Origin of the sequence: Thauera sp. SDU_THAU2 (genome assembly GCF_038260575.1) — a bacterium.
GTDB lineage: Bacteria > Pseudomonadota > Gammaproteobacteria > Burkholderiales > Rhodocyclaceae > Thauera.
On the sequence record NZ_JBBWUN010000003.1, the window covers coordinates 2,776,336 to 2,801,065 of the forward strand.

Here is a 24,730-nt window from a genome sequence, read left to right on the forward strand (position 1 = left end):
CTATTCCCGGAGCGGATGGCAGCAAAGCACGGCGCTCGCCAAATGTGCGCCAGGCGCACAAATTCAGTGTAGCTCGTGACGGATGGCCGTCGCCACCGTATCCGCTGCCGCGATCAGGGACAGGGAACACTCAGGGCAGTCCACGAGCCACGATCGGTAGCCCACCTGCAAACGATGACCGGTGGAAACGTCCACCGGTCATCGTTTGCAGGGAAGGAGCCTGGTGCGGCCAGGCCCGGAGGATCAGGGACGGGGAATGCCCAGCTCGGCCGGGTCCTTCTTGGCCACGCCCACGTCGTGATAGACCCAGGCGGTGATCGACTGCCAGCGCTGGATGAATTCGCGCGCCTCGTCGCCCGAGATGTTCAGTATCGTGTTGCCGCGGTTCTCCACCTGTTCGCGGTGGGCAGGGACATCGACCGCGGTCTTGAACGCGGCGACCAGCTTCTGCTTGGCTTCATCGGGCACGTCGTTCTTGACGAAGACGCCGAAGAACGGTCCCCAGCCGGCGAACTTCTCCAGCTCGGGCAGCGACTCGGTCATCGGCGGGATGTCGCCATAGGGCTTGTCGTCGAGCACGCCGAGCGCCTTCAGGCGGCCCGACTTGATGTGCTCCAGCACCGAACTGGCACCGACGAAGCCGAAATCGATGTGGCCGCCGAGGATCGCGGTGATGGCGGGACCATCGCCGTCGAAAGGCACCGGCAGCGCCGGGAACTTGGCCACCGAAGCCACCATCGAGCTGGCCGTGAACGGCACCGTACCGACGCCGGCGGTGTACATCTTCAGCTTGCCGGGGCTGGCCTGGACTGCGGCGAGCACGTCCTTGAGCGTGGTCCACGGCTTGTCGTTCCTCGCCACCAGCACCACGCTGCTGCGCGAGATGACGTTGATCGGGTAGAAGTCGCTGTAGTCGAAGTTGGCCAGGCCCATGACCTTGTACAGCGCCGGATTCTCCGCGCTCATCAACAGCGTGTAGCCGTCCGACCTTTGCTGCAGCACGAAGTTGGCGCCGATCACGCCCACCCCGCCCGGCTTGTTCTGCAGCACCACCTTCTTGCCCAGCGCCTCTTCGACATAGGGTGCGAGGCCGCGCATGGCGACGTCGGTGGTGCCGCCGGCCGACCACTGGATCACGCCCGATACTTCCCGCTCGGGGTAGTTCTGCGCGGCAGCCATGGCACTGGCCAGCGACAGGGCCGCGATGCCGGCCAGCTTGTGGAATTTCATCATGATGTCTCCTCCTGCGTGGACGTGATGCTCAAAGGATATTCAGGTGACTTTTGCACGGCGCACCCGATTCGACCGCAGCTACAGCGGAGCAGATACAGCAGCGCTCCTTGCAGCCATTGATCAGGGACGGGGAATGCCCAGCTCGGCCGGATCCTTCTTGGCAGCGCCCACGTCCTGGTAGGACCCAGGCGGTGATCGACTGCCAGCGCCGGATGAATTCGCGCGCTTCGTCACCCGCGATGTTCATCATCATGTTGCCGCGGTTCCCCACCTGTTCGCGGTGGGCGGGGGTATCGGCGGCAGTCTTGAACGCGGCGACCAGCTTCTGCTTGATCTCTTCAGGAACGTCGTTCCTGACGAAGACGCCGAAGAACGGCCCCCAGCCGGCGAATTTCTCCAGCTCGGGCACCGATTCGGTCATCGGCGGAATGTCGCCGTAGGGCTTGTCGTCGAGCACGCCGAGCGCCTTCAGGCGGCCCGACTTGATGTGTTCCTGCACCGCGCTGACACCGACGAAGCCGAAATCGATGTGGCCACCGAGGATGGCGGTGATGCCGGGGCCGTCACCGTCGAAAGGCACCGGCAGCGCCGGGAACTTGGTCACCGAAGCCACCATCGTGCTGGCCGTGAAGGGCACGGTGCCGGTGCCGGCGGTGTACATCTTCAGCTTGCCGGGATTGGCCTGGACCTCGGCAAGCAGGTCCTTCAGCGTGGTCCACGGCTTGTCCTTCCTCGCCACCAGCACCACGTTGGTGCGCGAAACGATGTTGATCGGATAGAAATCGCCATAGTCGAAATTGGCCAGGCCCATCACCTTGTACAGCGCGGGATCCCCCGCGCCCATCAGCACCGTGTAGCCGTCCGGCTTCTGCTGCAGCACGAAGTTGGCGCCGATCACGCCCACCCCGCCCGGCTTGTTCTGCAGCACCACCTTCTTGCCCAGCGCCTCTTCGGCGTAGGGCGCGAGGCTGCGCATGGCGACGTCGGTGGTGCCGCCGGCCGCCCACTGGATCACGCCGGTGATTTCCCGCTCGGGGAAGCTCTGTGCGGATGCCATGGCACTGGCCAGCGACAGGGCCGCGACGCCCGCCAGCCTGCGAAATTTCATCATGATGTCTTCTCCTGCGTCGTAGACGCGATGCTCAAGGAATATCCGGGTGACTTCTGCGCGGCGCACCCGATTCGACCGCAGCTACAGCGGAGCAGGTAGGGCGTTCAGAGCAGGCTGCGCATGTAGGCGAGACTGTCGGCAATGGCCTGTGCATCGCTCGGGTAGTCGGGATGCAGGTAATCGATCTCGAGCGCGAGCAGGCCGCGGTAGCCATGGCGGCGCAGCGCGTCGAAGGCACGCGGGACGTCGATCAGCCCGCGGCCGACCGGCACGCTGGGCCAGAAGGCGAATTCGCGCGGATTGCCCCGGTGCGCCGCGACGTCCTTGATATGGGTGGCGCGGGCATAGGGCGCGAGCTTTTCGATGGCGACGGCCGGGTCTTCCAGCATGCGCAGGTTGTTGGCGGTGTCGAGGCAGACGCCCAGCCAGGGCGAATCCACCGCCTCGACCAGTTCGACCAGTTCATCGGCCAGGAAGTCGATGTGGTTCTCGATGGCAAGCACCACGCCATGCCGTCCGGCGTGCGCACACGCCTCGTCGAGCAGCGGCAGCAGGGCTGCCTTGTGCGCCGGCCAATCCGCCGGCCGCGTCCGCCGGCCGCCGCAGCAGATGCGCATGACGCCGGCGCCGAGCTCGGCTGCAATCGCCGTGTGGCGCATCAGGTCGCCCAACTGCTCGGGCGCCGCGCCCGACTGGAGCCCGCCGGGGTGGCCCCAGGCCCATACCCGCTCCAGCCCCAGGCGATCCAGCTGCGCCCTTAGCCGGGACACTTCCTCACGGCTCGGGTTCGGCATGAAGCACGACTCCAGCGAAACCCCTGCCACGCCAAGCTCATGGGCACGGTCCACGAAATCACCCATGCTCATCCGTGAGCCGGGATCCTCTTCGAGCCCTGGATAGATCTCGCCGAAATAGCGGTGATAACTGTACGAATCGATCGCGATCTTCATGCGCCCTCCTTTCATTGAAACAAATTACCAACTGAAATTCAGAACCAAAATAAGTATAAACCCTAGTTTCGACATTAAATACCAAGTGGAACACAAGACCATTTGGCTCTAAGATGAAGCATCGAACAGCCAGGAGAAGCTCATGCCATCGGTTCGCGACCGTGCGATTTCCATCCTCGAACTGCTGGTACGCAACGTACACGGGTTGCCGGCGCACGAGATCGCCGACCAGTCGGGCATTCCCCGGACCGCCGCGCACCGGCTGCTGGTCGATCTCACGGAGATGGGATACGTGAAGCAGGAGCCGGGCAGCACGCAGTACGTGCTGACGTTCCGGCTGGCTTCACTGGGGCTCAGCTACCTGGCGGCCAGCGGCATCACCGACACCGCGCAGCCCTTGCTGGACGACCTGGCCGATGCCACCGGCGAACTGGTCCGGCTGGCGGTGGTGGAAGGCGAACAGTTGATCTGGATCGCCAAGGCCCAGGGCGCGCGCACCGGCCTGCGCTACGACCCCGATACGGGCTCGGACGTCTATCTGCCCGCGACCGCCAACGGCCTGGCCTTGCTGGCGGCCGTCGACGAGGAACGCGCGCTGCAGCTCATCGCCCGGCAGGGCCTGGAAAAAGCGGCCTCGATGGGTCCGGGCGCACCGGCCTCGATGCGCGAACTGATGGAGCGCATCGAGGAGACGCGCCAGCGTGGTTATGCCGTCGTCTTCGAAGCCTACGAGGCCGGCACCAGCGCGCTAGCGGCGGCCATCCGGCGAGCGGGCGACGGCGAAGCGATCGGCACCGTCAGCATCGCCGGACCATCGATTCGCCTCACCGTCGAACGCATGTCGATGCTCGCCCCGATGGTGCAGGAATGCGCCCGGCAACTGGCGGCGATCAGCATGCGCGGAACGGGCTCGGGCCGCCGCTGAGCAAGGACGGCGGAACACGCCTGCCGCCAAGGCCGGACGGGCTCAGCCCTCGCCTGCCAGTTGCCGCCTGGCCATCCCGCGAAACGCGGTCGGCGTATGCCCGGCGTGCTTCTTGAAGAAGCGGCCGAAATAGGCTTCGTCGTCGAAGCCGAGGACGCCGGCGATCTGCTTGACCGACAGGGTGGAGTGACCAGCTCGCGCTGCGCCTCGTGCACCAGGCGCGCATTGATCACGTCCAGCGGCGACATGCCGAGCGATTCGCGGCACTGGCGCGCAAGCTGGCCGGCCGACACCCCCAGTTCGGCCGCGTAGCGTTCGACCGGCAGGTGCGCGCTGAAATGGCGATCCACCATCGCGCGGAAACGCTCGACCCGTGCCGCGCGCCGCGAACGCTCGGCGCTGGCGCCCGTCTCGCGGCTCTCGCCGATGCGCGCGATCTGTACGAAGAGCGCCAGCAGCAGCGCGCTGCCCGCGGCGATCTGCCCCGGCGCATAGGCGCGCGACTCACGCTCCAGCGCCAGGAACAGCGGCATCAGCGCATCCGCATGGCGCGTCTCCGCCGCAACCGGAATCACCGCCGGCGTGCGCAGCACCGGCAGCAGTTCCGGCCGCGCGACCACCGCCAGCGCCTCCAGCGGACGCTGCGGCGCCGTCACCACCGGCCCATCCATCTCGGGCGAGAAATGGAAACCGTGCACGGTGTGCGCGGGCATCACGATCAGGCAGGGCGGTTCGACCGCCCGTTTCGTCCCGTCGATCAAGGCTTCGCCGCTGCCCTTGCAGACATACAGCAACTGCATCATGGCATCGTGGGTATGGGGCTCGATCTCCCAGTTGTTGGGCGCGGAACGCTCGGGAATCCACTCGAAGCTGAAGGAATCCAGCCAGGCGGGTTTGGCCTCGGTACCGTACAGATCGTAGTTCGGAAGTCTCTTCACGCTGTGCGGCCTCCTGCCATCGATGCACGAATTATCCTATTCACCGAAGCATTTGTCGATTTGATGGGGCGATAGGCATCACTAAGATGCACCCATATCCATCCCCCGGGAGACTCAACATGATGAACAACTGGCTCGGCCTCGAAGGCAAGGTTTGCGTGGTGACCGGCGCTGCCAGCGGCATCGGCGCCGCCATCGCCGAGAACCTCGCCGCGGTGGGCGCGCGCGTCGCCCTGCTCGACCTGAACGGCCAGGGCGCGGCCGATTTGTCCGCCCGCCTCAACGCGGCCGGCGCCACCACCATCGGCCTCGCCGTCGATACCGCGGACGAAGCCGCCGTGCAGGCCGCCGCCGCGCGCGTCGAACGCGAGCTCGGCCCCTGCCATGCGCTGATCAACAACGCCGGCCTGCTGCGCGCCGCGCCGCTGGCCGAAGTCAGCCTCGACGACTGGAACAAGGTGCTGGCGATCAACCTGACCGGCTACCTGCTGTGCGCACGCAGCTTCGCTACCCAGATGCGCGCGAACGGCCGTGGCAGCGTGGTCAACGTGGCCTCGATCTCGGCGCTGAACCCGCAGACCAACAGCGGCGCCTACAGCGCCAGCAAGGCCGGCGTGCTGCTGATGTCGCGCCAGATGGCCGCCGAATGGGGGCCGCAGGGCATCCGCAGCAATGCCGTGTGCCCGGGCATGATCCGCACCGCGCTGTCGGCCAAATTCTACGAAGAGCCCGGCTTCGAACAGAAGCGCGCCGCCGTCACCGCCAGCCGCCGCGTCGGCGAACCGGTGGACATCGCCAACGTGGCGGTCTTCCTCGCCAGCGACCGTGCCGCCTACGTCAATGGCGCCGAGATCCTGGTCGATGGCGGCATGGACTGCATGCTGATGGATCTGGTGCCCCGCCCCGGCTACAACCAGACCGGCAAGCCCGCCTGAGCGCGCGGCCGCCGCGCCCGATCTTCCCCACACCATCCGAATTCCGGCCGGCGGCACAGGATCGCCGGCCCCCCCATGCAGAGGACAGCACATGAGCCACCCCATCCCCCCGGCCGGATCGAATGCGACCTGCTCGTCATCGGTTCCGGCGCCGGCGGCATGTCGACCGCGGTGACGGCGAAGAAGCACGGCCTGGACGTGGTCGTCATCGAGAAGGAAGACGTCTTCGGCGGCACCACCGCGTTTTCCGGCGGCGTGCTGTGGGTTCCGGGCAACCCGCAGGCGAAGAAGGCCGGCATCCAGGACAGCCGCGAAGCGGTGATCGAATACATGAAGAACGAGACCGGCGCGTTCTACGACGCCGAGGCCACCGAGGCCTTCCTCGACGCAGCGCCCGAGATGGTCGATTTCTTCGAGCGCGAGACTTCGGTCGAGTTCGTCCCCACGCTCTACCCCGACTACCATCCGACGGTCCCGGGCGGCGTCGACATCGGCCGCTCGATCCTGGCCGCGCCCTTCGACATCCGCGCCCTCGGCGACGACATGCCGCGCCTGCGCCCGCCGCTGGAAACCATCACCTTCATCGGCATGATGTTCAATTCGTCCAATGCCGACCTCAAGCACTTCTTCAATGCCACCAGGTCGCTGGCCTCCTTCACCTACGTCGCCAGGCGCCTCGCCACCCACATCAAGGAGCTGGCGCTGTACAGGCGCGGCATCAAGGTCACCAGCGGCAATGCGCTGGCCGCCCGCCTGGCCAAATCCTGCTTCGACCTCGGCATTCCGATCTACACCAGGACCGGCGCCAAGGAACTGAGCATGCAGGACGGCCGCATCACCGGCGCGCTCGCCACCGGCCCGGACGGCGGCGAAGTCCGCATCGCCGCCAGGCGCGGCGTGCTGCTGGCCTGCGGCGGCTTCTCGCACGACCTCGCCCGCCTGCGCAAGGCCTACCCGCACCTGCAGCGCGGCGGCGAACACCTGTCGCCGGTGCCGAGCGGCAACACCGGCGACGGCGCGCGCATGGCCGAACAGGCCGGCGGTCTGGTCGACATCCGCTACCCGAGCGCCGCCGCCTGGATGCCGGTGTCGAAGGCGCCGCTGGGCAAGGGGCGCAGCGGCGTGTTCCCCCACCTGCTCGACCGCTACAAGCCCGGCATCATCGGCGTGACGCGCAAGGGCAAGCGTTTCTGCAACGAGTCCGAGTCCTATCACGACGTCGGCGCGGCGATGATCGAAGCCTGCAAGGACGAGCAGGAAACCGCGATGTGGCTGATCTGCGACCAGGCCACGCTGAGCAAGTACGGCCTCGGCTACGTCAAGCCGGCGCCGATGCCGGTCGGCCGCTTCATCAAGAGCGGCTACCTGATCAAGGGCGACACGCTGGCCGAGCTGGCGAGGAATGCCGGCATCGACGCCGCCGAGCTGGAAAAGACCGTCGCCGAGTACAACGAGGGCGCGGTCAACGGCCAGGATCTGCAGTTCGGCCGCGGCACCACCGCCTTCAACCGCTACCTCGCCGACCCGGAGAACAAGCCCAATCCCTGCGTCGCACCGGTCGGTGCCGGGCCCTACTACGCGGTCAAGGTCGTCATGGGCGATCTGGGCACTTTCGACGGCATCCGCACCAGCGCCGTCGGCGAAGTGCTGAACGAGGCCGGCCAGGCCATCCCCGGCCTGTTCGCGGTGGGCAACGACCGCGCCAGCATCATGGGCGGCAACTACCCCGGCGCCGGCATCACGCTCGGCCCGATCATGACTTTCGGCTACATCACCGGCCGCCACATCGCCGGCGCCGGCAAATAGGACCCAGGGAGACGGAGATGCTGCTCAACCAACTCGTCAGGCCGCTCGACAAGCCGCTGATCGACCATCGCATCTACACCATCCAGTTGCGCAGGATGAACGAGTTCATCGAGGTCTTCGACCGCCTGGCGATGCCGGTCCTGCTCGAGACCCTCGGCCATCCGGTCGGCTTCTATACCAGCCTGGTCGGCGCGCAGAACCAGTTCGTGCATCTGTGGGCCTACGAAAGCCTGGCCGACTACGAAGCGCGCTGCCGGGCGCGCGACACCCATCCCGATTTCCCGAAATACCTCGCCGCCTCGGGCCACCTGATCACCGCGCAGGAAACCCGCCTGATCCGCATGGTCGACATGCCCGGCCTGAAACGGGACTGAACCATGGAGAGCGCACGAAGCGAAGTAAAAAGCGGCGCGGTCGCCCTCGTCACCGGCGCCGCCGACGGCATCGGCTGGGCCACGGCGCAGCGCCTGGCGCAGGACTTCGAGCACGTCGTGCTGGCCGACCTGCGCGCCGACAAGGCGCGCGCCCGCGCGGCCGAACTGGGCGCTGCTCACTGGGGCATCGGCGCCAACGTCGCCGAGCAGGAAGACGTGACGGCGATGGTCGATGCGGTGCTGGCGCGCCATGGCCGCATCGACGTGCTGGTCAACAACGCCGGCATCGCCGAACAGGCCGCCGGCACGCTGGACCAGCAGGCCGACGCCTTCGACCGCGTGCTGGCGGTGCATCTGCGCGGCACCTTCCTGGTGTCGCAGGCGGTGGGCAGGACGATGCTGGCGCGAGGCCGCGGCAGCATCGTCAACCTGTCGTCGATCGCGGGTTTCGCCGGCATTCCGCAACGCAACGCCTATGCCGCGGCCAAGGCCGGCATCGCCGGCATGACGCGCTCGCTGGCCTGCGAATGGGCACGCCGCGGACTGCGCGTGAATGCAGTGGCGCCGGGCTACGTGCGCACCGAGCTGATCGCCGAACTGGAAGCGCGCGGCGCGCTGAACACCCGCAGCCTGGCCGGCCGCACGCCGCTGGGCCGCCTCGCCGAACCGCGCGAGATCGCCGAGGTGATCGCCTTCCTCGCCTCGGATCGCGCCAGCTTCGTCACCGGCGCCACGCTGGTCGCCGATGGCGGCTGGCTGGCGCTGGGCGCGCCGGAAGACAGCCTGCCGCCGCTAGCAGGCGCCTGAGGCGCCCTGCCCGCGGGCCGGGCCTGCTCCGGCCGGACCGGGTCAGCTCAGGCCCGGCACCATGCCGCTGGCCTTCACCAGCCAGATGATGATGCTGATGGTGACGAAGGAGACGATGGTGGCCACCACCAGCACTGCCGAGCACAAGGCCTCCATGCCGTACTTCTGGCCGAGGATGGCGTAGATGCTCAGCATCGGCACGCAGGCGAAGAGCACCGCCGCCGCCTGCAGCTCGACCGGGATGCCCGGCACGATGATCACCGCCAGCAGCACCGCCAGCGGGTGCAGCAGCAGCTTGCCGGCGGTGATGAGCGCGACTTCGCGCCCCATTCCCCGCACCGAGCTGCCGGCCAGGTTGCCGCCGATGACGAACAGCGCGATCGCGGCCGAGGCCAGCGACAGCATGTCGATCGCCTTGAACACCGGCTGCGGCAGGCGCAGGCCGGTCAGGGCGAAGCTGAAGCCGACGAGAATGGCGATCAGCATCGGGTTGCGGATCAGCCGCAGCAGCACGTCCCGGAGAATGCGCCCGACGCTGGCGCCCTTGTTGCCCGCGCTGTCGGCCAGCAGAAGCTGCAGCGGCAGGATCAGCAGGTTTTCGACCAGCATGCTCAGGGCCATCGCCACGGTGCCGATCGGCCCCAGCACCTGCACCGCCACCGGCATGCCGATGAAGGCGCTGTTCGACAGCGAGCCGCCCATGCCGAAGATCACGCTGGCCTGGAAGTCGCGCTTGAATACCTTCTTCGCCAACAGCATCAGCGTGCCCATGGCGACGAGGGAGCCGAGCGCATAGGCGAACAGGTAGCCTGGGTTCATGATTTCGCCGAAAGGCCGCTGCGACAGCGCCTTGAACAGCATCGCCGGCAGCGCGAACTGGATCACGAACGTGCCGAGCACACGGATGTCCGCCTTGGCGAACAGCTTGAATTGCACTGCTCCGAAACCGAGCCCGATCAGGATGAAGATCGGCAGGGTGATGGCGAGAATGTCGAGCACGTCAGTGTCCAGTATGTCGGCGCGAGGCCGTTGAGCCGCCGGAAAAAAGCCCCCGGCCGCATCCGCACGGCACGGGGGAGAGGGAGATGGAAAAGCGCCGAGGCCTGGCCCGGCCGGGATCAGAACTCTTCGGTATCGATTTCGCTCTGCGTCGCCGCCGGGTAGCGCGGGCCGGACACCGAACGCGTGTTGATCAGTGCGTCGAGCCGTTCGAGCACGCCCGGCGCCAGCACCACGTCGGCGGCCTTCAGGTTCTCTTCGAGGTGCGCGATGCTGGTGGTGCCCGGGATCGGCAGCACGTGCTCGCCACGGCTCAGCAGCCAGGCCAGCGCCAGTTGCGCCGGCGTGTGGCCGGTTTCGCGGGCGATGGCGGAATAGTCGTCGAGCAGGCGCAGGTTGGCGGCGAAATGCGCGTCCTGGAAACGCGGCATCGCACGGCGGATGTCCTTGGTCTCGAAGGCGGCGACCTGGGCGGGGTCGGTCAGCGCACCGGCCAGGAAACCGCGTGCCACCGGGCTGAAGGCGACGAAGGCAGCGCCCAGCTCTCGACAGGCCTCGAGCACGGCGATCTCGGCGTTGCGCGTCCACAGCGAATATTCGGTCTGCACCGCGGCGATCGGATGGACCGCATGGGCGCGGCGCAGGGTGCCGGCGGAGACTTCCGACAGCCCGATCGCGCGAATCTTGCCTTCGCCGACCAGCTCGGCGAGCGCACCGATACTGTCTTCGACCGGCACGTTCTTGTCCCAGCGGTGCAGGTAATAGAGGTCGATGACCTCGGTCTGCAGCCGGCGCAGGGCTTCCTCGCAAGTACGCTTCAAGGTTTCGGGGCGGCCGTCGATGACGCGCTTGCCATCGACGCCGGTCATGCCGCACTTGCTCGCCAGCGTGAAGCGCGAACGATGCTGCGCCAGCGTCCGCCCGAGCAGGCTTTCATTGGCGCCGAAGCCGTACAGCGCGGCGGTGTCGAAGTGATCGACGCCCAGATCCAGCGCCCGCAACAGCAGCGCCGCCCCCTCTTCGGGCGAGGGCGGCACGCCGTAGGCGTGGCTCAGGTTCATGCAGCCCAGGCCGATGGCGCCGACCTGGAAAGGACCGAGTTTGCGTTTTTGCATGTGGGAGCTCCTGCAAATGAAACCGGCTCCAGCCCCACGGGGATGGAGCCGGCCGAACCGCCCGCGCGCAAGCGGGCGGCGCGGGCATCAGGCGGCGTTGAGCTGCTGCTCGAGCTGGTGCAGCACCTGGTAGCAGGGCAGCACCTTGTGCACGCTCGAATTCGGCTCGCGGCCTTCGCGGATGGCGGCGAAGAACTCGCGGTCCTGCAGTTCGATGCCGTTCATCGACACCGCGACCTTGGAGACGTCGATCTGCTCTTCCTTGCCGTTGTACAGGTCGTCGTAGCGGGCGATGTAGGTGCCGGTGTCGCCGATGTAGCGGAAGAAGGTGCCGAGCGGACCGTCGTTGTTGAAGGACAGCGACAGCGTGCAGATCGCGCCGTTGGCGGCCTTGAGCTGGATCGACATGTCCATCGCGATGCCCAGCGCCGGGTGGATCGGGCCCTGGACGGCGTTGGCCTGCACGATCGGGCTGTTGGCCTGGTAGGCGAACAGGTCGACGGTGTGGGCGGCATGGTGCCACAGCAGGTGGTCGGTCCAGCTGCGCGGCTGGCCGAGCGCGTTCATGTTGGTGCGGCGGAAGAAATAGGTCTGCACGTCCATCTGCTGGACATTGAACTCGCCGGCCTGGACCTTGTTGTGCACCCACTGGTGGCTGGGGTTGAAGCGGCGGGTGTGGCCGACCATCGCCACCAGGCCGGTTTCCTTCTGCAGGCGGGCGACTTCCTCGGCGCCCTTCAGGGTGTCGGCGAGCGGGATCTCGACCTGCACGTGCTTGCCGGCCTTCAGGCACTGGATCGTCTGCTCGGCATGCATCTGCGTCGGCGTGCACAGGATCACCGCGTCCACTTCCGCCAGCGCCAGGCTGTCGGCCAGCTCGGTGGTGACGTGGCCGATGCCGTACTTGTCGGCCACTTCGCGGGTCTTGTCCAGATCACGGCTGATCAGGGAGACGACTTCGACGCCGTCGATGTTCTTGATGCCGTCCAGGTGCTTGATGCCGAACGCGCCGGCACCGGCCAGCGCAACCTTGATCGTCTTGCTCATCAGTTGTTCTCCAGAATCAGGTGGCCGACGGCCGTGTTGGATGCGGGGATGTGGTAGAAGCGGTGCCTGACGGTGGGCGCCGGGCCGCCGTTGACGTCGCTCATCGCGCCGCGGGCGATCAGCCACATCACCAGCTCGATGCCTTCCGAGCCGGCCTCGCGCACGTAGTCGATGTGCGGCATGTTCGCCAGGTCGGCGGGGTCGGCGATCATGCGGTCGAGGAAGGCGTTGTCCCATTCGCGGTTCAGCAGGCCGGCGCGCGCGCCCTGCAGCTGGTGGCTCATGCCGCCGGTGCCCCAGATCTGCACCTTGAGGTCCTCGTCGTAGGATTCGATCGCCTTGCGGATCGCCTGGCCGAGCTGGAAGCAGCGGCGGCCCGAGGGCACCGGGTACTGCACGACGTTGACCGCGAACGGGATCACCGGGCACGGCCAAGCCTCGGGCTCGCCGCACATCAGCGACAGCGGCACGGTGAGGCCGTGGTCGACTTCCATCTTGTTGACGATGGTGAGGTCGAAATCGTCCTGGATCACGCTCTGGGCGATGTGCGAGGCCAGTTCCGGGTGGCCGATGACCTTGGGCACCGGACGCGGGCCGTAGCCTTCGTCGGCGGGGATGAATTCGGCCCCGGTGCCGATCGCGAAGGTCGGGATCAGGTCGAGGCTGAAGGCGGTGGCGTGGTCGTTGTAGACCAGGAAGATCACGTCGGGCGTGTTTTCCTTCATCCACTGCTTGGAGTACTCGTAGCCCGCGAACAGCGGCTGCCAGTAGGCTTCGCCGGTCTTCTTGAGGTCGATCGCGGCGCCGATCGCCGGCACGTGCGAGGTGTAAACGGATGCGGAAATCTTGGCCATGCTCAGGCTCCTTGGTTCTTGCGGCCCGCCGCGCCCTGCGGCTGGCGATGGGGCTGCGCGTCGCCATCTTCGCCGAGATAGCGGTTGCCTTCGGGCGAACGGCCGCCCTTGAGCATCATGTCGCGGTATTCCTCTTCGGTCATGCCGGTCATGCTGCCCGCCATCTGCTGGAAGCTCAGGCCGTCGGTGGCGCCGATCTTGGCGAGGAAATAGATGTTGCCGCCGGTGCGCATGCACCAGTTGAGGTCGCGCGCCATCACGGCCTGCTTCTGCTCCTCGGTCATCGGCCATTCGTCGAGATAGGCGCGTTCGTCGGCCTTGAAGCGGGCGCGGTTCTCGGCCTTCATCAGCGACATGCAGAACTGGTTGAGCCAGTAGCCTTTGCGCGATTGCTCGGCATCGAAAATGATCGTTCCGGGAATGTCCAGATAGGGTTTGTCCAGCGCCATGTCAGCACTCCTCCGGCCAGTAGAGACGCATCGGGTTGTCGACCAGCAGCTTCTGCTGCAATTCGGCGGTCGGCGCGATGTGCGGGATGAAATCGACCAGCAGGCCGTCGTCGGGCATGTGGTCCTTCAGGTTCGGGTGCGGCCAGTCGGTGCCCCACAGCACGCGGTCGGGAAACTCCTCGACGATGCGGCGGGCGAAGGGCACGACGTCGCGGTAGGCATTCTGCTCGCCGTCCAGCGCCTTCGGACCGCTGACGGACAGGCGCTCGGGGCAGGTCACCTTGGACCATACGTTGGGGTTGTCGCGCATGAACTTCACGAACAGTTCGAACTCGGGGCCATCGACCGGCTTGCTCACGTCCGGGCGCCCCATGTGGTCGACCACCACGGTGGTCGGCAGCGCGGTGAAGAAGTCCCACAGCTCGGGCAGATCGACCGCCTCGAAGTAGATCACCACGTGCCAGCCGAGCGGCGCGATGCGGCCGGCGATCTCGAGCAATTCGTCCTTGGGGGTGAAGTCGACCAGGCGCTTGACGAAGTTGAAGCGCACGCCGCGCACGCCGGCCGCATGCAGCTCCTGCAGTTCCTCGTCGGTGATGCTGCGGCGCACGGTGGCGACGCCGCGCGCCTTGCCGCCGGCCGCCTGGCAGGCATCGACCATGGCGCGGTTGTCGGCACCGTGGCAGGTGGCCTGGACGACGACGTTGCGGGCGAAGCCGAGGTGGTCGCGCAGCGCGAACAGCTGCGCCTTGCCGGCGTCGCAGGGCGTGTATTTGCGCTCGGGCGCGTAGGGGAATTCCGCGCCGGGGCCGAACACGTGGCAGTGTGCGTCCACCGCACCGGCCGGGAGCTGGAAGCGGGGCTTGGACGGACCGGCGTACCAGTCGAGCCAGCCCGGCGTTTTGTCGAATTGCATGTGTTTCCTCCGGTGTGATCGGGGCCTGGCGGCAGCGGCAAGCGCAGTGGCCGCGCCAGGCATCATTGGTATGTCAGTCGATGTACTTGAGCCCCGCCTTCTCCAGCGGCTCGCGCATCTTGTAGAGATCGAGGCCGAGCACGCCGGAGGCGAATTTCTCGCGCTTCTCGCCTTCGAAGGATTCGCGCTTCTCGGCGGCATCGGCCACCTGCCGGGCGATCGCGGCGGGCACGACGACCACGCCATCGACGTCGGCGATGACCACGTCGCCCGGATTGACCAGCGCACCGGCGCAGACCACCGGCACGTTGACCGAACCCAGCGTGGCCTTGATCGTGCCCTTGGCGTGGATGGCCTTGGCGAACACCGGGAAGTCCATCTGCTCGAGGTCGGCCACGTCGCGCACGCCGCCGTCGATGATCAGGCCGCGCGCGCCGCGCGCCTTGAACGAAGTGGCGAGCAGGTCGCCGAAGAAGCCGTCGGTATTGTCGGTGGTGCAGGCGGCGACGGCGACGTCGCCTTCCTGCAGTTGTTCGGCGGCGACGTGCATCATCCAGTTGTCGCCCGGCTGCAGCAGGATGGTGACGGCGGTGCCGCACATCTTCGCGCCGGCATACACCGGGCGCATGTAGGGCTTCATCAGGCCGACGCGGCCCATCGCCTCGTGGATGGTGGCGACGCCGAAGCGGGACAGCTTGTCGACCGCCGCCTTGTCGGCGCGGACGATGTTGCGCTTGACGATGCCGAGCTGGTTCAGTTGGGTCATCTCTTCGCTCTCCTGTTACAGGCCCTTGGCCTTCAGCGCGGCATCCAGGCGCGGGTAGACCCGGCGGGCATTGCCTTCATAGATCATGTGGCGCTCTTCGGCGGTCAGGTTCGCGCCCTCGATGTAGCGCTTGGTGTCGTCGTAGTAGTGGCCGGTTTCCGGGTCGATGCCGCGCACGGCGCCGATCATCTCGGAAGCGAACAGCACGTTCTCGACCGGAATCACCTTGGTCAGCAGGTCGATGCCCGGCTGGTGATAGACGCAGGTGTCGAAGAAGATGTTGTTCAGCAGGTGGTCCTTCAGCAGCGGCTTCTTCAGTTCCTGCGCCAGGCCGCGGAAGCGGCCCCAGTGGTAGGGCGCGGCGCCGCCGCCGTGCGGGATCACGAACTTCAGCGTCGGGAAATCCTTGAACAGGTCGGAGGTCAGGCACTGCATGAAGGCCGTGGTGTCGGCGTTCAGGTAGTGCGCGCCGGTGGTGTGGAAGCAGGCGTTGCAGCTGGTCGACACATGCACCATCGCCGGGATGTCGAGCTCGACCATCTTTTCGTAGATCGGATACCACTGGCGGTCGGACAGCGGCGGGCTGGTCCAGTGGCCGCCGGACGGATCGGGGTTCAGGTTGATGCCGACGAAGCCGTATTCCTTGACGCACTTCTCCAGTTCGGGAATGCAGGTCTTCGGATCGACGCCGGGCGACTGCGGCAGCATCGCGGCACCGATGAAGTTGTCCGGGAACAGCTGCGCAACGCGATGGCACAGCTCGTTGCAGATTGCCGCCCAGGTGGAACTGGTGTTGAAATCGCCGATGTGGTGGGCCATGAAGCTGGCGCGCGGCGAGAAGATGGTGAGATCGGAGCCGCGCTCCTTCATCAGCCGGAGCTGGTTCTTCTCGATGGTTTCACGCAATTCGTCGTCGCTGATCCTGAGGTCGGATACCTTGGGCGCGGCCGAGGGATCCTTCAGGCCGGCGATCTGGCGGTTGCGCCAGTCTTCGAGCGCCTTGGGCGCGGTGGTGTAATGACCATGGATATCGATGATCATGCGTTGTCTCCTCTGTTTCGAACCGGTCGATGGATCGCCCACCTGCAGTGGGCAGGGCATTTATGTCGTTCTACGCATTCTGGCCGGTGCCACGCGGTGCCAATAGAATGTGTGCCATCTAACAGCTATCGCACCGTGTTATAACATGGCATCTCGTATGTCTTTATCCAACATCGTCGCCAGACCGGCGTCTTGCCCGGCGAGGCATTCTTGACCAGCATCGGAACCAGACGGACATGGATCTGAAACAGCTCGGCTATTTCGTGCGGGTGGCAGAACTCGGCAGCTTCACCCGTGCCTCGATCGCGCTCGACATCGCCCAGCCCGCGCTCAGCCGCCAGGTTCGCATGCTGGAAGTCGAGCTGCGCCAGAACCTGCTCGTGCGCAACGGCCGCGGCGTGACGCTGACGGAGGCCGGCAAGCTGCTGCTGGAACACAGCCGCGGCGTGCTGCACCAGATCGATCGCCTGCGCGAAGAACTGTCGCTGGCCCGCGGCACCCTGGCCGGCCGCGTCGTCATCGGCCTGCCGCCCAGCCTGTCGAGGATGCTGACGGTGCCAGTCATGCGTGCTTTCCGCAAGCGCATGCCGGATGCCACACTGTCGATCACCGAAGGCCTGTCGGTGACGATGCAGGAGTCGCTGATGTCCGGGCGGCTCGACATCGCCCTCGTCTACAACTCGTCGCCCTCGCAGGACATCGATCTGATCCCGCTGCTGGAGGAGCCCCTGTTCCTCATCCAGCGCCGGGATGCCGCGCCACCGGACGAGACGCCGATCACGCTGCAGGCACTGGCCCGGCAACCCATCATCATCCCGAGCCGGCCCAACACCATCCGGATGCTGGTGGAAACCGAGCTCGCCAATCTCGGCCTCCATCCCAGGATCGCGCTCGAAGTCGATGTCCTTCCCGCGATCCTCGACCTGGTCGCGGACGGCGCCGGCAACGCGGTGCTGTCACGCAACGCGGTCAGCACCGCGCCGCATCCCGAACTGTTCTCGCTGCGCCCGATCGCCCCGCCCGGGTTGCGCTCCAAGCTGGCACTGGCCTTCAGTTCGCGCCGCCCCACCACCACCACCCAGCAGGCCATGCTGCAGCTGCTGCAGGAACTGACTCCCCAGATACTCGACATCCGCTGAAGAATTCCGGGGCATGCCGCCGGCACCTGCCGCGGCATGCTTGAGCATCGTCCATGTGTATTGCTATAGTAATACACATGGACGCCATGAGCCTGCACATCGAGCCCAGCTCGCCCGACCCGATCTACCGCCAGATCGTCGGCCAGGTCGCGCGCATGGTCGCCGCCGGCCAGTGCCCGCCGGGCACGCGCCTGCCCTCGGTGCGCGAGGTGGCGGCCGCCCATGCGGTGAATCCGATGACGGTATCCAAGGCCTACGCCCAGCTCGAAGCCCAGGGCCTGCTGGAGCGCCAGCGCGGCAAAGGCATGGTGGTGGCGGCGCAGGCGCCCGCACACCGTTCCGTCGAGGACAGGCTGCGGGCGCTGGCGCCCGCGCTGCAGGAAGTGGCGCGCCAGGCCGTACAGCTCGGGCTGGAACACGGGCCGGTGATCGAAGCCTTGCGGCAGCTCATGCACGACGACAGGGAGGAATGAAGATGGATGTGATCGCACCGCAAACGCCGCTGATCGAGGCGCAGGAGCTGGGCAAGGACTACGGCCGCCGCCGCATCCTGGATGGCGTGTCGCTCGCCGTCGAGCCCGGCAGCATCCTCGGCCTGGTCGGCCGCAACGGCGCCGGCAAGAGCAGCCTGCTGGAATGCCTGCTCGGCCTGCGCCGCGCCGACCGGGGCGCCGCCCTCGTCTTCGGCAAGCCGCCCGAGCGCATGGACGACGCCGACAAGATGCGCCTCGGCTACGTGCCGCAGCAGCCCGACGGCTTCGACTGGATGACGATCGGCGAAATGCTGGGCCTCATCGCCGGGCTCTATCCGCGCTGGGATGCGCAACTGGCCGCGCGCCTGCTCGATACCTGGGACCTGTACGGCGACCGCCGCCTGTCCACGCTGTCGCCGGGCGAGCGCCAGCAGGTCGCAATCATCCGTGCGCTGGCGCCGCGCCCCGCGCTGCTGGTGCTGGACGAGCCGGCCTCCGCGCTCGACCCGCTGGCACGCCGCACCCTGCTGCGCGAGATCGTCGATCTGGCGATGGAGGACGGCACCACGGTGGTGTTCTCCACCCACATCATCTCCGACCTCGAGCGGGTGGCTTCGCACATCGCCCTGCTGCACGGCGGACGCATCCGCCTGCACGCCGGCCTCGACGACATCAAGGACGGCCTGCGGCGGCTGTGGTGGCCGGCATCCACACCCCTGCCCGAAGCGCCGCTGGCGGGAGAACTGTCGCGGCGGCCGCTGGAGGAAGGCGGCTGGAGCCTGGTGCTGCGCGATGCCGACGAACAGGCCGGCCGCTGGCCGGCGGAAGCGCGCCTGAACCCATTGCAACTGGAAGACCTGTTCGTGGAGTTGAGCGCATGAACGTGCGTGCCTTGCGGCAGCTATTCCCTCCCGTCTGGGCGTGCGTGCTCTACACCGCGTTTCTGGCGCTCTTCCTGAGTCTGACGCCTTTGCTTCGTGTGCCTGGCGGAAACGTCGAGCTGCAGCGTCTATGGTCGGGGCTTTTCGTGGCCATCGTCATCGTGTGGTCGACGTTGCTGGGGCGGCAGACGTGCATGACGGCCGCTTGCATGCTGCCGCTGCGCCTGCCGCAGCTCGATGCCACGCTCCGCAATGCCGCTGGCGTGCATCTGGCGCTGGGCATCGGTCTACCGGCGCTGGTCGTGCTGCTGTGGCAGCCGGCGCCGGATCACGCTATTGCGGCTGTCACCACGCTGTGGCTGGGCGTCACCACCGGCGTGCTGATCCTCAGCCTGCCGGCGCCGCTGGCCTTCCTGCCGGCGCTCGTGCTGTTCCTGGGCTGGCACGGCTTCGACGAAGCCGCCGTCAAACTTGCTGCCGGCTGCTCGGCGCTGCTGCTGGCCGGACTGTCGTGGCGCTGGCACTCGTCTCGCCTGCGTTCGCGCATGCTTGCTCCGTTCGGCGCCTGGATGCCGGGCGGGTCGCCACGACCATCACTGCAGCTGCAGCCGGACCGCCCGGAAATCGGCAGCCCGAGCAGACAGGAAGCCTCCGCTCAGGCTGAACCCGTGCAATACGGCCGGGATCTGCTGGCAGCCGTACTGGGACGCTGGTGCCAGACTTCCCGGCAGGCCTGCGGCCGTCGCGGCCAAAGGCTGATCTGGCTGCTCGCCGCCACCGGCACCGCTGGCTTGCTCGCCATCGGACGCAGCTGGCACATGCCGGATTGGGGGACAGGCATGATGTCGGTTTTAGCGATCTCGCTCCCAGTCGTCATCGACCAGCCTCAGCAAATACTCGCCAAGCTGCGCAGCAAGCAACACGCCCAATGGGCGGAGCTCTTCCTCGCACCCGGTCTGCCGCCACAACCCCGTCTGGAAGGCGCCGTGATGCGGCAGGTTTTCCTGTGCCTGCGGGAACGGGTGCTGCTGTTTGCTCTGATCCTGCCCGCCGCCCTGCAGCTGGGCTACTCGCTGAGCCCGTGGTGGGCGCTGTGGTGGCTGTGCTTTGCCGCATCGACGCTGCTGGGCGGCCTGTACATGGCCTGGCTGAGCTGGCATGGACAAAAACAAGGCGTGTCATGGGAGATCCTGTTGACTCTGGCTCTGTTCGGACTGGCCTACGGTACGAATCACGGGCTGCTCGTGCATCAGACGCCATTCGCATTCCCCGAATTGTTCACCTTGCTCGCCTTGGGCTGGGCGATTCTTCTGGCAGTGATGCTGGCGCGCTTTCTGATCGTCCGGCGTCGGATCGGTGCCCGGCAAGCTCACCGGGCATGAAACGAAGCCGAAGCCTGCTGCCCCCGCCGCACTGCCGACGTGCGATGACGAGGACGAACGGAGATGGATGGAATGGCTGAGCGCGTACCACGGAGCACAGCAAGGAAGCATGGATACGCCCTGCGGACCTTGTTCCCCGAAACCTGGCGATGCGTGCTGTACTTCCTCGTGCTCGCATCGGCATTGAGCCTGATGGCGCTTGTCTCGATCCATTCCGGGAACAGCGGGAAGCCGCATTGGTGGCCCATGAGTTGGGCAGCCGTCGCCGCGATATGCACGGCAGGGGCGGGAACGCAGCTGTGCCTGGCGGTCGACCGCATGCTGGCGCTGCGCCTGCCGCGCATCGGCAGCCTGCTGCGCGACGCCGTCGGCCTGCTGCTGGCACTGAGCGTCGGCCTGCCGATGCTGGTGATGCTGCTGTGGCAACCCGAACAGGCCGGCGGCGCGAGCAGCCTCCCCGCCCTCGCCGCCGCGCTATGGCTGGGCTCCACCAGCGGCCTGCTGCTGCTCAGCCTGCCGCTGCCGCTTGCTTTCCTGCCGGGCTTGCTGCTGATCCTGGGCTGGGACGGGCTGGACGGGCCGGCCGCGCACTTCAGCGCCGGCTGCGCCGCCTTGTTGCTGGCCGGACTGTCGTGGCACTGGCATGCCGCCCGTCGGCGTCACCTCCTTCTGGCGCCCTTCGGTGTCTGGCTGGAAGACACTTCACAGCAGCTCCGTGCGGTCGAGCGCTGGCCGGGGCCAACGCCCGGCGGGCGGAGACCGGAGGGAGGCACTGCCCGTGCCGGCGCGACAGCCGGCCGAACCCCGCTCGTCGACATCCTGGGGCAGGACTTCCGGACGCTCGATCAGCACTACGGCAGCCGCGGCCGATGGCTGGTCTTACTGACCCTGGCGGCGATCCTCGCCGCCGTGCTGGCCTACGGGCACTTCGGCGACGTGGAGAGGACGAGCTCGCCGTCCAGCAACATGATCATGTTCGTCATCAGCTGGGGCAGCATGTTCCTCCTCATGCAAAGGCCCGGAATGGCCTTGCGCGCCCTGCGCAAACGGCTCCATGCCCAGCGGGCAGAGCTGTTCCTTGCACCCGGCCTGCCGCCGCGGCCGCATCTGGAGCAGGCGGTGATGCGGCAGGTTTTTCTGTGCCTGCGGGAGCGCGTGCTGTTCCTGGCGATTGCCCTGCCCGCAAGCATGCAGCTGGCGTATTCGCTGAACCCGTGGTGGGGGCTGTGGTGGGCAAGCTTCGCCGTGCTGTCGCTGCTGCTGGGCCTGTATTCGGCCTGGCTGGCGTGGAATGGACAACAGCATGGCCATGCATGGCTCATCACGTTCGGGATTCTGGGCATCGCCACCCATTGGTGGCTGCTGGCTCATCCGCATGCGCCACCCGCATGGCTGATCCTTGCCTGGATATTTTTCCTGCTGTGGACGCTGACTCGGTTCGCGCTTGCCCGGCGCAGGTCCGGGCTGCGCTAGCCGGAGTGTTTCGCCGCGCCACGGCTCGGCTCGCTTTCAGCCGATTCGGGTCGTTCGCCACCCCCTTCCTCCGTTCGAAGACCGTTCGCCGCATCGGTCTGTGGACAGTCATGCATACGATGCTTCGTGGCTCCGGGCTGCGTGACAATCTCACTTGCATAAATTGAAGCATCTTGTAACATGCCGGCGGCAAGTCGGGCGGACACGATGTATTCATTCAGACAGGTGAAATTGCATGGACAGACGATCGGAGAAAAATCGGCAGCAGACGGATCATCGGCTCTTGCGAGGCGGACGCTTCGTGAAATGGCAAGGCAGGGTTGCAAGCATCGCCCCGAGCATTGGCGGCTTCGCGGCCACGCTCGTGCTGGCTGCGCTCTCCGTCGGAGAGGCGAGTGCGGCCCCTTGCACGGTCAGTCCCAATGGGACCGTCGAGCTCAGTGCTGCCAGGAATACCAACGGTTGTGAGCTTTCCTCGATCGGATCGGAAATCGGCAATACGCACACCTAGGACGTCGGCTTCTCGGTCGAAGGCAGCACGCTGACGATTTCCGGTGACCTCGCCACGACGGTCAAGGGCAGCACCGGCATCCGAACCAGCGCTGCCGGCGCCGGCTTTTCCGCAGCGGGCCGCAGCATCGAGCTCAGCATCGAAAACACCGATGCCAATCCCGCTCCCATCGGAGATCCGGTCTCCAAGCGAGGAGTCGAGGTCCTGAGCCAGTCGCAGGTCGAGATCGGCACGCTCGATCTGACGATGCGCAACCTGCCGACCATGCAGGCTCATCACGGCATTTTCGCCACCGGCACGGCGAAGTTCGACACTCTGAACATCGACATGAGTTCGGCTGTGAACGGCAACACGCCACTGGTCGGCATCCAGGTCTCGGGGCCAGATTCGGAAGTTCGGCTGCACAACAGCGACATCACCCTCGCCACCACAGCCCTCTCGTGGTCGCCGGGCACCGGCAGCGCGATCCGCCTCGGCGAGGACGGCATCGCTCCGGGCAAGCTGTACTCCACCGGCACGATGCGTCTGGACACGACCCGCTCGGGTGAAGACGGGATCGTCATCAAGCATCCGGGGTCCGTGCTCGATGCGAATTTCGACACTTCCCGCACCGAGATCAGGACCACGAACACCGCGATCGCCGTCGAGGGCAGTCCGGGCGTCGGCAATCCGGCGACGATCACTGCTTTCAACAACCTGATCGCCGAAACGAACTCGATCGCTCTGGTTTACGTATCTCCCGAACAGCAGGACTACCGGTTGAATGTGCGCGGAGGAGACAGCAAGCTGCTTGCCGGCACCTACCTCATCGCCGTCATCGGCCGCAACGGCGGTGAGAGCAACGCGACGCTGAACCTGTCGCAAGGCTACATGCAGGGGCTGAGCTTCAGGGAGGAAGTGCCGGGCAGCGCAATGCACCGGGCCGAAGCGACGAACCTGACGGTGAACCTGGATGACGGCGCGACCTGGCAGCTCAAGCAAGCCGGCTCGAGAACCGCCACGCATTTCACCTCGCTGAACCTGACCGACTCGCATCTGATCGCGCACAACACCGATTCGACTCCGGCGAATTTCACCCTGCTCGCCGAGGCCTGGGACCAGGCCAGCGGCAGCGCGATACGCGGCAAGGTCGTGAACACCCGCTCCACGATCGATCTGTCCAACGACCTCGCCGGGGACGTGCTGACCATCGACGGCAACTACACCACCGGCGGCGGCCTGTGGCTGATGGACGCCGAGCTGACCGGCACCGGGCTCGTCGCCGATGGCGGCATGACCAGGTCGGACCTCGTCGTCATCGAGGGCGACACCATCGCCGGCGGCGATGGCGCCGACCGGGTCCGGGTCGAGAACCTGGCGCTGGCCGATCCGACCGGGCTGGAGTCCTACCGCCTGATCCAGGTGGATGGCAACTCGGACGGCAGGTTCGTGCTCGATGGACGCGTCGTCAAGGGCGGCTACGAGTACCTGCTGAACCAGGACGCCAACGGTTCGTGGTATCTGGCGAGCGAGGTGGCGACGGAACCACCGCCGGTCCCGGGCGGGCCGACGGAACCCACCGATCCGACCGGACCCACCAACCCCACCAGCCCGACCGAACCGGGCGGCGGCGGATCAGGCGGCACGGGCAATGCCGGCACTGCGGTCATCCGCGCCGAAGTCGGCGCCTACGAGGCCAATGCGCTCGCGGCCGCCGCCATGTTCGACCATGGCTGGCACGACCGCCTCGGCGCCGCCCGCAGCACCGATGCCGGCAGGACGCTCTGGCTGCGCATCGCCGGGCAGCATGGTTCGACCGAGAGCAACCGCGGCCAGCTCGGCACCGATCACGACCGCTACACCCTGCATTTCGGTTCCGATCTCCTGCGCTGGAACAGCGGCGGCAGAGGCGAATTCGTCGTCGGCGCGATGGCCGGCCACGGCCGGCAGAACGCCGACGCCAAGTCAGGCCTCAGCGGCTTTGCCGCCGACGGCAGGATGGACGGTCACGGCCTGGGTGTTTATGGAACCTGGGTGCAGCACAGCGACACCCGGCAGGGCTGGTATGTGGATAGCTGGCTGATGCTGGGCCGCTACGATGCCGAAGTGCGCAGCACCGGCTTCGCGACGCAGCATTACGACATCGACGCGACGACTGTTTCGCTCGAAGCCGGCCATGCCTTCGACATCTGGCGGAGCGAGAGCAGGCGGGTCCGGCTGGAGCCCCAGCTGCAGTTGATCTGGAGCGAGGTCGATGGCGGCGCTTTCATCGACCGCAGCGGCACGCGGATCGCGCTCGATGGCCACAGCCTGACTTCGAGGCTGGGGCTGCGGACTTCGGTCGAGCTGCCCTCGGGCGGCGCTCGGGATGCATCGGGCTTCGTGCAGGTCGATTGGCTGCACGCCATCGAGCGCCCCGAGCTGTCGCTGGACAGCTACCGGGCCAGTTTCAACGGCGACGACGCGCTCCGCATCGGCATCGGCTATGGGCAGAAGCTGTCCAGGCAGGCTCGCGTCGACCTGCGGCTCGACTACACCGACACCTCGGGCGGCAGCGACAGCATCGGCGCCAACATCAGCCTCAACTACGGCTTCTGACATCGCGATCGGCACCATCGGCGGCCGC

At 66.8% G+C, this 24,730-nt stretch carries 24 protein-coding genes and 1 pseudogene; 11 read left to right on the forward strand and 14 right to left on the reverse strand.

The genetic code is table 11. From position 1 onward, the window contains the following. Window positions 1-243: 243 nt before the first annotated feature. The 3 genes from AAFL97_RS14560 to AAFL97_RS14570 form a co-directional block, all read right to left on the reverse strand. Window positions 244-1,233 (reverse strand): tripartite tricarboxylate transporter substrate binding protein, encoded by a 990-nt coding sequence (locus AAFL97_RS14560; protein WP_341645530.1) that lies wholly within the window; start codon window positions 1,231-1,233, stop codon window positions 244-246. A 28-nt stretch (window positions 1,234-1,261) separates the two neighbouring features. Beyond that, window positions 1,262-2,344: a tripartite tricarboxylate transporter substrate binding protein gene (locus AAFL97_RS14565; protein ID WP_341645531.1), complete on the reverse strand. Its 1,083-nt coding sequence runs from the start codon at window positions 2,342-2,344 to the stop codon at window positions 1,262-1,264. Between the two features lie 104 nt (window positions 2,345-2,448). After that, on the reverse strand, window positions 2,449-3,294 hold the full coding sequence (locus AAFL97_RS14570) for a sugar phosphate isomerase/epimerase family protein (RefSeq protein ID WP_341645532.1): 846 nt from the start codon (window positions 3,292-3,294) through the stop codon (window positions 2,449-2,451). A gap of 142 nt (window positions 3,295-3,436) precedes the next feature. Here AAFL97_RS14570 and AAFL97_RS14575 point away from each other — a divergent pair, with 142 nt between their 5' ends. Then, complete coding sequence (locus AAFL97_RS14575; protein WP_341645533.1) at window positions 3,437-4,219, forward strand: IclR family transcriptional regulator; 783 nt, start codon at window positions 3,437-3,439, stop codon at window positions 4,217-4,219. A 42-nt stretch (window positions 4,220-4,261) separates the two neighbouring features. Here the strand turns inward: AAFL97_RS14575 and AAFL97_RS24725 are convergent, their stop codons facing one another. Together AAFL97_RS24725 and AAFL97_RS14580 are read right to left on the reverse strand one after the other, a co-directional pair. Beyond that, window positions 4,262-4,486 carry a helix-turn-helix domain-containing protein gene (locus AAFL97_RS24725; RefSeq protein ID WP_445954541.1) on the reverse strand — a complete coding sequence of 75 codons (225 nt, stop codon included), beginning with the start codon at window positions 4,484-4,486 and terminating at the stop codon, window positions 4,262-4,264. A gap of 248 nt (window positions 4,487-4,734) precedes the next feature. After that, window positions 4,735-5,022 (reverse strand): annotated as a pseudogene (locus tag AAFL97_RS14580) (AraC family ligand binding domain-containing protein); the annotation flags it as partial. Between the two features lie 254 nt (window positions 5,023-5,276). Between AAFL97_RS14580 and AAFL97_RS14585 the strand changes: the two are divergent. From AAFL97_RS14585 to AAFL97_RS14600, 4 genes are all read left to right on the forward strand, one after another. Then, the gene (locus AAFL97_RS14585; RefSeq protein WP_341645534.1) at window positions 5,277-6,092 is read left to right on the forward strand and encodes an SDR family NAD(P)-dependent oxidoreductase; all 816 of its coding nucleotides are present in this window, start codon (window positions 5,277-5,279) and stop codon (window positions 6,090-6,092) included. 75 nt (window positions 6,093-6,167) lie between these two features. Continuing rightward, complete coding sequence (locus AAFL97_RS14590; RefSeq protein ID WP_341645535.1) at window positions 6,168-7,898, forward strand: FAD-dependent oxidoreductase; 1,731 nt, start codon at window positions 6,168-6,170, stop codon at window positions 7,896-7,898. Between the two features lie 17 nt (window positions 7,899-7,915). After that, the gene (locus AAFL97_RS14595; RefSeq protein WP_341645536.1) at window positions 7,916-8,272 is read left to right on the forward strand and encodes an NIPSNAP family protein; all 357 of its coding nucleotides are present in this window, start codon (window positions 7,916-7,918) and stop codon (window positions 8,270-8,272) included. A 3-nt stretch (window positions 8,273-8,275) separates the two neighbouring features. Beyond that, window positions 8,276-9,079 (forward strand): SDR family NAD(P)-dependent oxidoreductase, encoded by an 804-nt coding sequence (locus tag AAFL97_RS14600; RefSeq protein ID WP_341645537.1) that lies wholly within the window; start codon window positions 8,276-8,278, stop codon window positions 9,077-9,079. Window positions 9,080-9,121: 42 nt separating this feature from the next. Here AAFL97_RS14600 and AAFL97_RS14605 read toward each other — a convergent pair whose 3' ends face one another. The 8 genes from AAFL97_RS14605 to AAFL97_RS14640 all read right to left on the reverse strand — a co-directional run bounded on the left by AAFL97_RS14605 (window position 9,122) and on the right by AAFL97_RS14640 (window position 16,266). Then, window positions 9,122-10,078, reverse strand: coding sequence for an AEC family transporter (locus AAFL97_RS14605; RefSeq protein ID WP_341645538.1), 957 nt, complete (start codon window positions 10,076-10,078; stop codon window positions 9,122-9,124). Between the two features lie 119 nt (window positions 10,079-10,197). Beyond that, window positions 10,198-11,193, reverse strand: coding sequence for an aldo/keto reductase (locus tag AAFL97_RS14610; protein WP_341645539.1), 996 nt, complete (start codon window positions 11,191-11,193; stop codon window positions 10,198-10,200). Between the two features lie 87 nt (window positions 11,194-11,280). Further along, window positions 11,281-12,240, reverse strand: coding sequence for a Gfo/Idh/MocA family oxidoreductase (locus AAFL97_RS14615; RefSeq protein ID WP_341645540.1), 960 nt, complete (start codon window positions 12,238-12,240; stop codon window positions 11,281-11,283). Continuing rightward, window positions 12,240-13,094 (reverse strand): class III extradiol dioxygenase subunit beta, encoded by an 855-nt coding sequence (locus tag AAFL97_RS14620; protein WP_341645541.1) that lies wholly within the window; start codon window positions 13,092-13,094, stop codon window positions 12,240-12,242. Before AAFL97_RS14620 ends, AAFL97_RS14615 begins: the two co-directional genes overlap by 1 nt. Window positions 13,095-13,096: 2 nt before the next feature. Further along, a complete protein-coding gene (gene ligA, locus AAFL97_RS14625) occupies window positions 13,097-13,543 on the reverse strand; it encodes a protocatechuate 4,5-dioxygenase subunit alpha (protein ID WP_341645542.1) in 447 nt (148 codons plus the stop codon). 1 nt (window position 13,544) lies between these two features. Beyond that, window positions 13,545-14,459: an amidohydrolase family protein gene (locus AAFL97_RS14630; RefSeq protein ID WP_341645543.1), complete on the reverse strand. Its 915-nt coding sequence runs from the start codon at window positions 14,457-14,459 to the stop codon at window positions 13,545-13,547. 73 nt (window positions 14,460-14,532) lie between these two features. Next, window positions 14,533-15,225 carry a 4-carboxy-4-hydroxy-2-oxoadipate aldolase/oxaloacetate decarboxylase gene (gene ligK, locus AAFL97_RS14635; protein ID WP_341645544.1) on the reverse strand — a complete coding sequence of 231 codons (693 nt, stop codon included), beginning with the start codon at window positions 15,223-15,225 and terminating at the stop codon, window positions 14,533-14,535. Window positions 15,226-15,240: 15 nt separating this feature from the next. Next, entirely contained in the window at window positions 15,241-16,266 is a 1,026-nt protein-coding gene (locus AAFL97_RS14640) for an amidohydrolase family protein (protein ID WP_341645545.1), read from the reverse strand. A 236-nt stretch (window positions 16,267-16,502) separates the two neighbouring features. On the opposite strand from AAFL97_RS14640, the gene AAFL97_RS14645 reads away from it, so the two are divergent. The 5 genes from AAFL97_RS14645 (at window position 16,503) to AAFL97_RS14665 (ending at window position 21,614) form a co-directional block, all read left to right on the forward strand. Beyond that, window positions 16,503-17,405 (forward strand): LysR substrate-binding domain-containing protein, encoded by a 903-nt coding sequence (locus tag AAFL97_RS14645; RefSeq protein WP_341645546.1) that lies wholly within the window; start codon window positions 16,503-16,505, stop codon window positions 17,403-17,405. A gap of 77 nt (window positions 17,406-17,482) precedes the next feature. Next, window positions 17,483-17,878 carry a GntR family transcriptional regulator gene (locus tag AAFL97_RS14650; RefSeq protein ID WP_341645547.1) on the forward strand — a complete coding sequence of 132 codons (396 nt, stop codon included), beginning with the start codon at window positions 17,483-17,485 and terminating at the stop codon, window positions 17,876-17,878. 2 nt (window positions 17,879-17,880) lie between these two features. Beyond that, window positions 17,881-18,759 (forward strand): ABC transporter ATP-binding protein, encoded by an 879-nt coding sequence (locus AAFL97_RS14655; RefSeq protein WP_341645548.1) that lies wholly within the window; start codon window positions 17,881-17,883, stop codon window positions 18,757-18,759. After that, entirely contained in the window at window positions 18,756-20,141 is a 1,386-nt protein-coding gene (locus AAFL97_RS14660; protein WP_341645549.1) for a hypothetical protein, read from the forward strand. The genes AAFL97_RS14655 and AAFL97_RS14660 overlap by 4 nt, the downstream gene beginning before the upstream one ends. 246 nt (window positions 20,142-20,387) lie before the next feature. Next, window positions 20,388-21,614 (forward strand): hypothetical protein, encoded by a 1,227-nt coding sequence (locus tag AAFL97_RS14665; protein WP_341645550.1) that lies wholly within the window; start codon window positions 20,388-20,390, stop codon window positions 21,612-21,614. Window positions 21,615-21,831: 217 nt separating this feature from the next. On the opposite strand, the gene AAFL97_RS14670 is transcribed toward AAFL97_RS14665, so the two are convergent. Next, entirely contained in the window at window positions 21,832-22,401 is a 570-nt protein-coding gene (locus AAFL97_RS14670; RefSeq protein WP_341645551.1) for a hypothetical protein, read from the reverse strand. On the opposite strand from AAFL97_RS14670, the gene AAFL97_RS14675 reads away from it, so the two are divergent. Beyond that, a complete protein-coding gene (locus AAFL97_RS14675) occupies window positions 22,372-24,702 on the forward strand; it encodes an autotransporter family protein (RefSeq protein ID WP_341645552.1) in 2,331 nt (776 codons plus the stop codon). The genes AAFL97_RS14670 and AAFL97_RS14675 overlap by 30 nt on opposite strands. The last annotated feature ends 28 nt before the right edge of the window (window positions 24,703-24,730 follow it).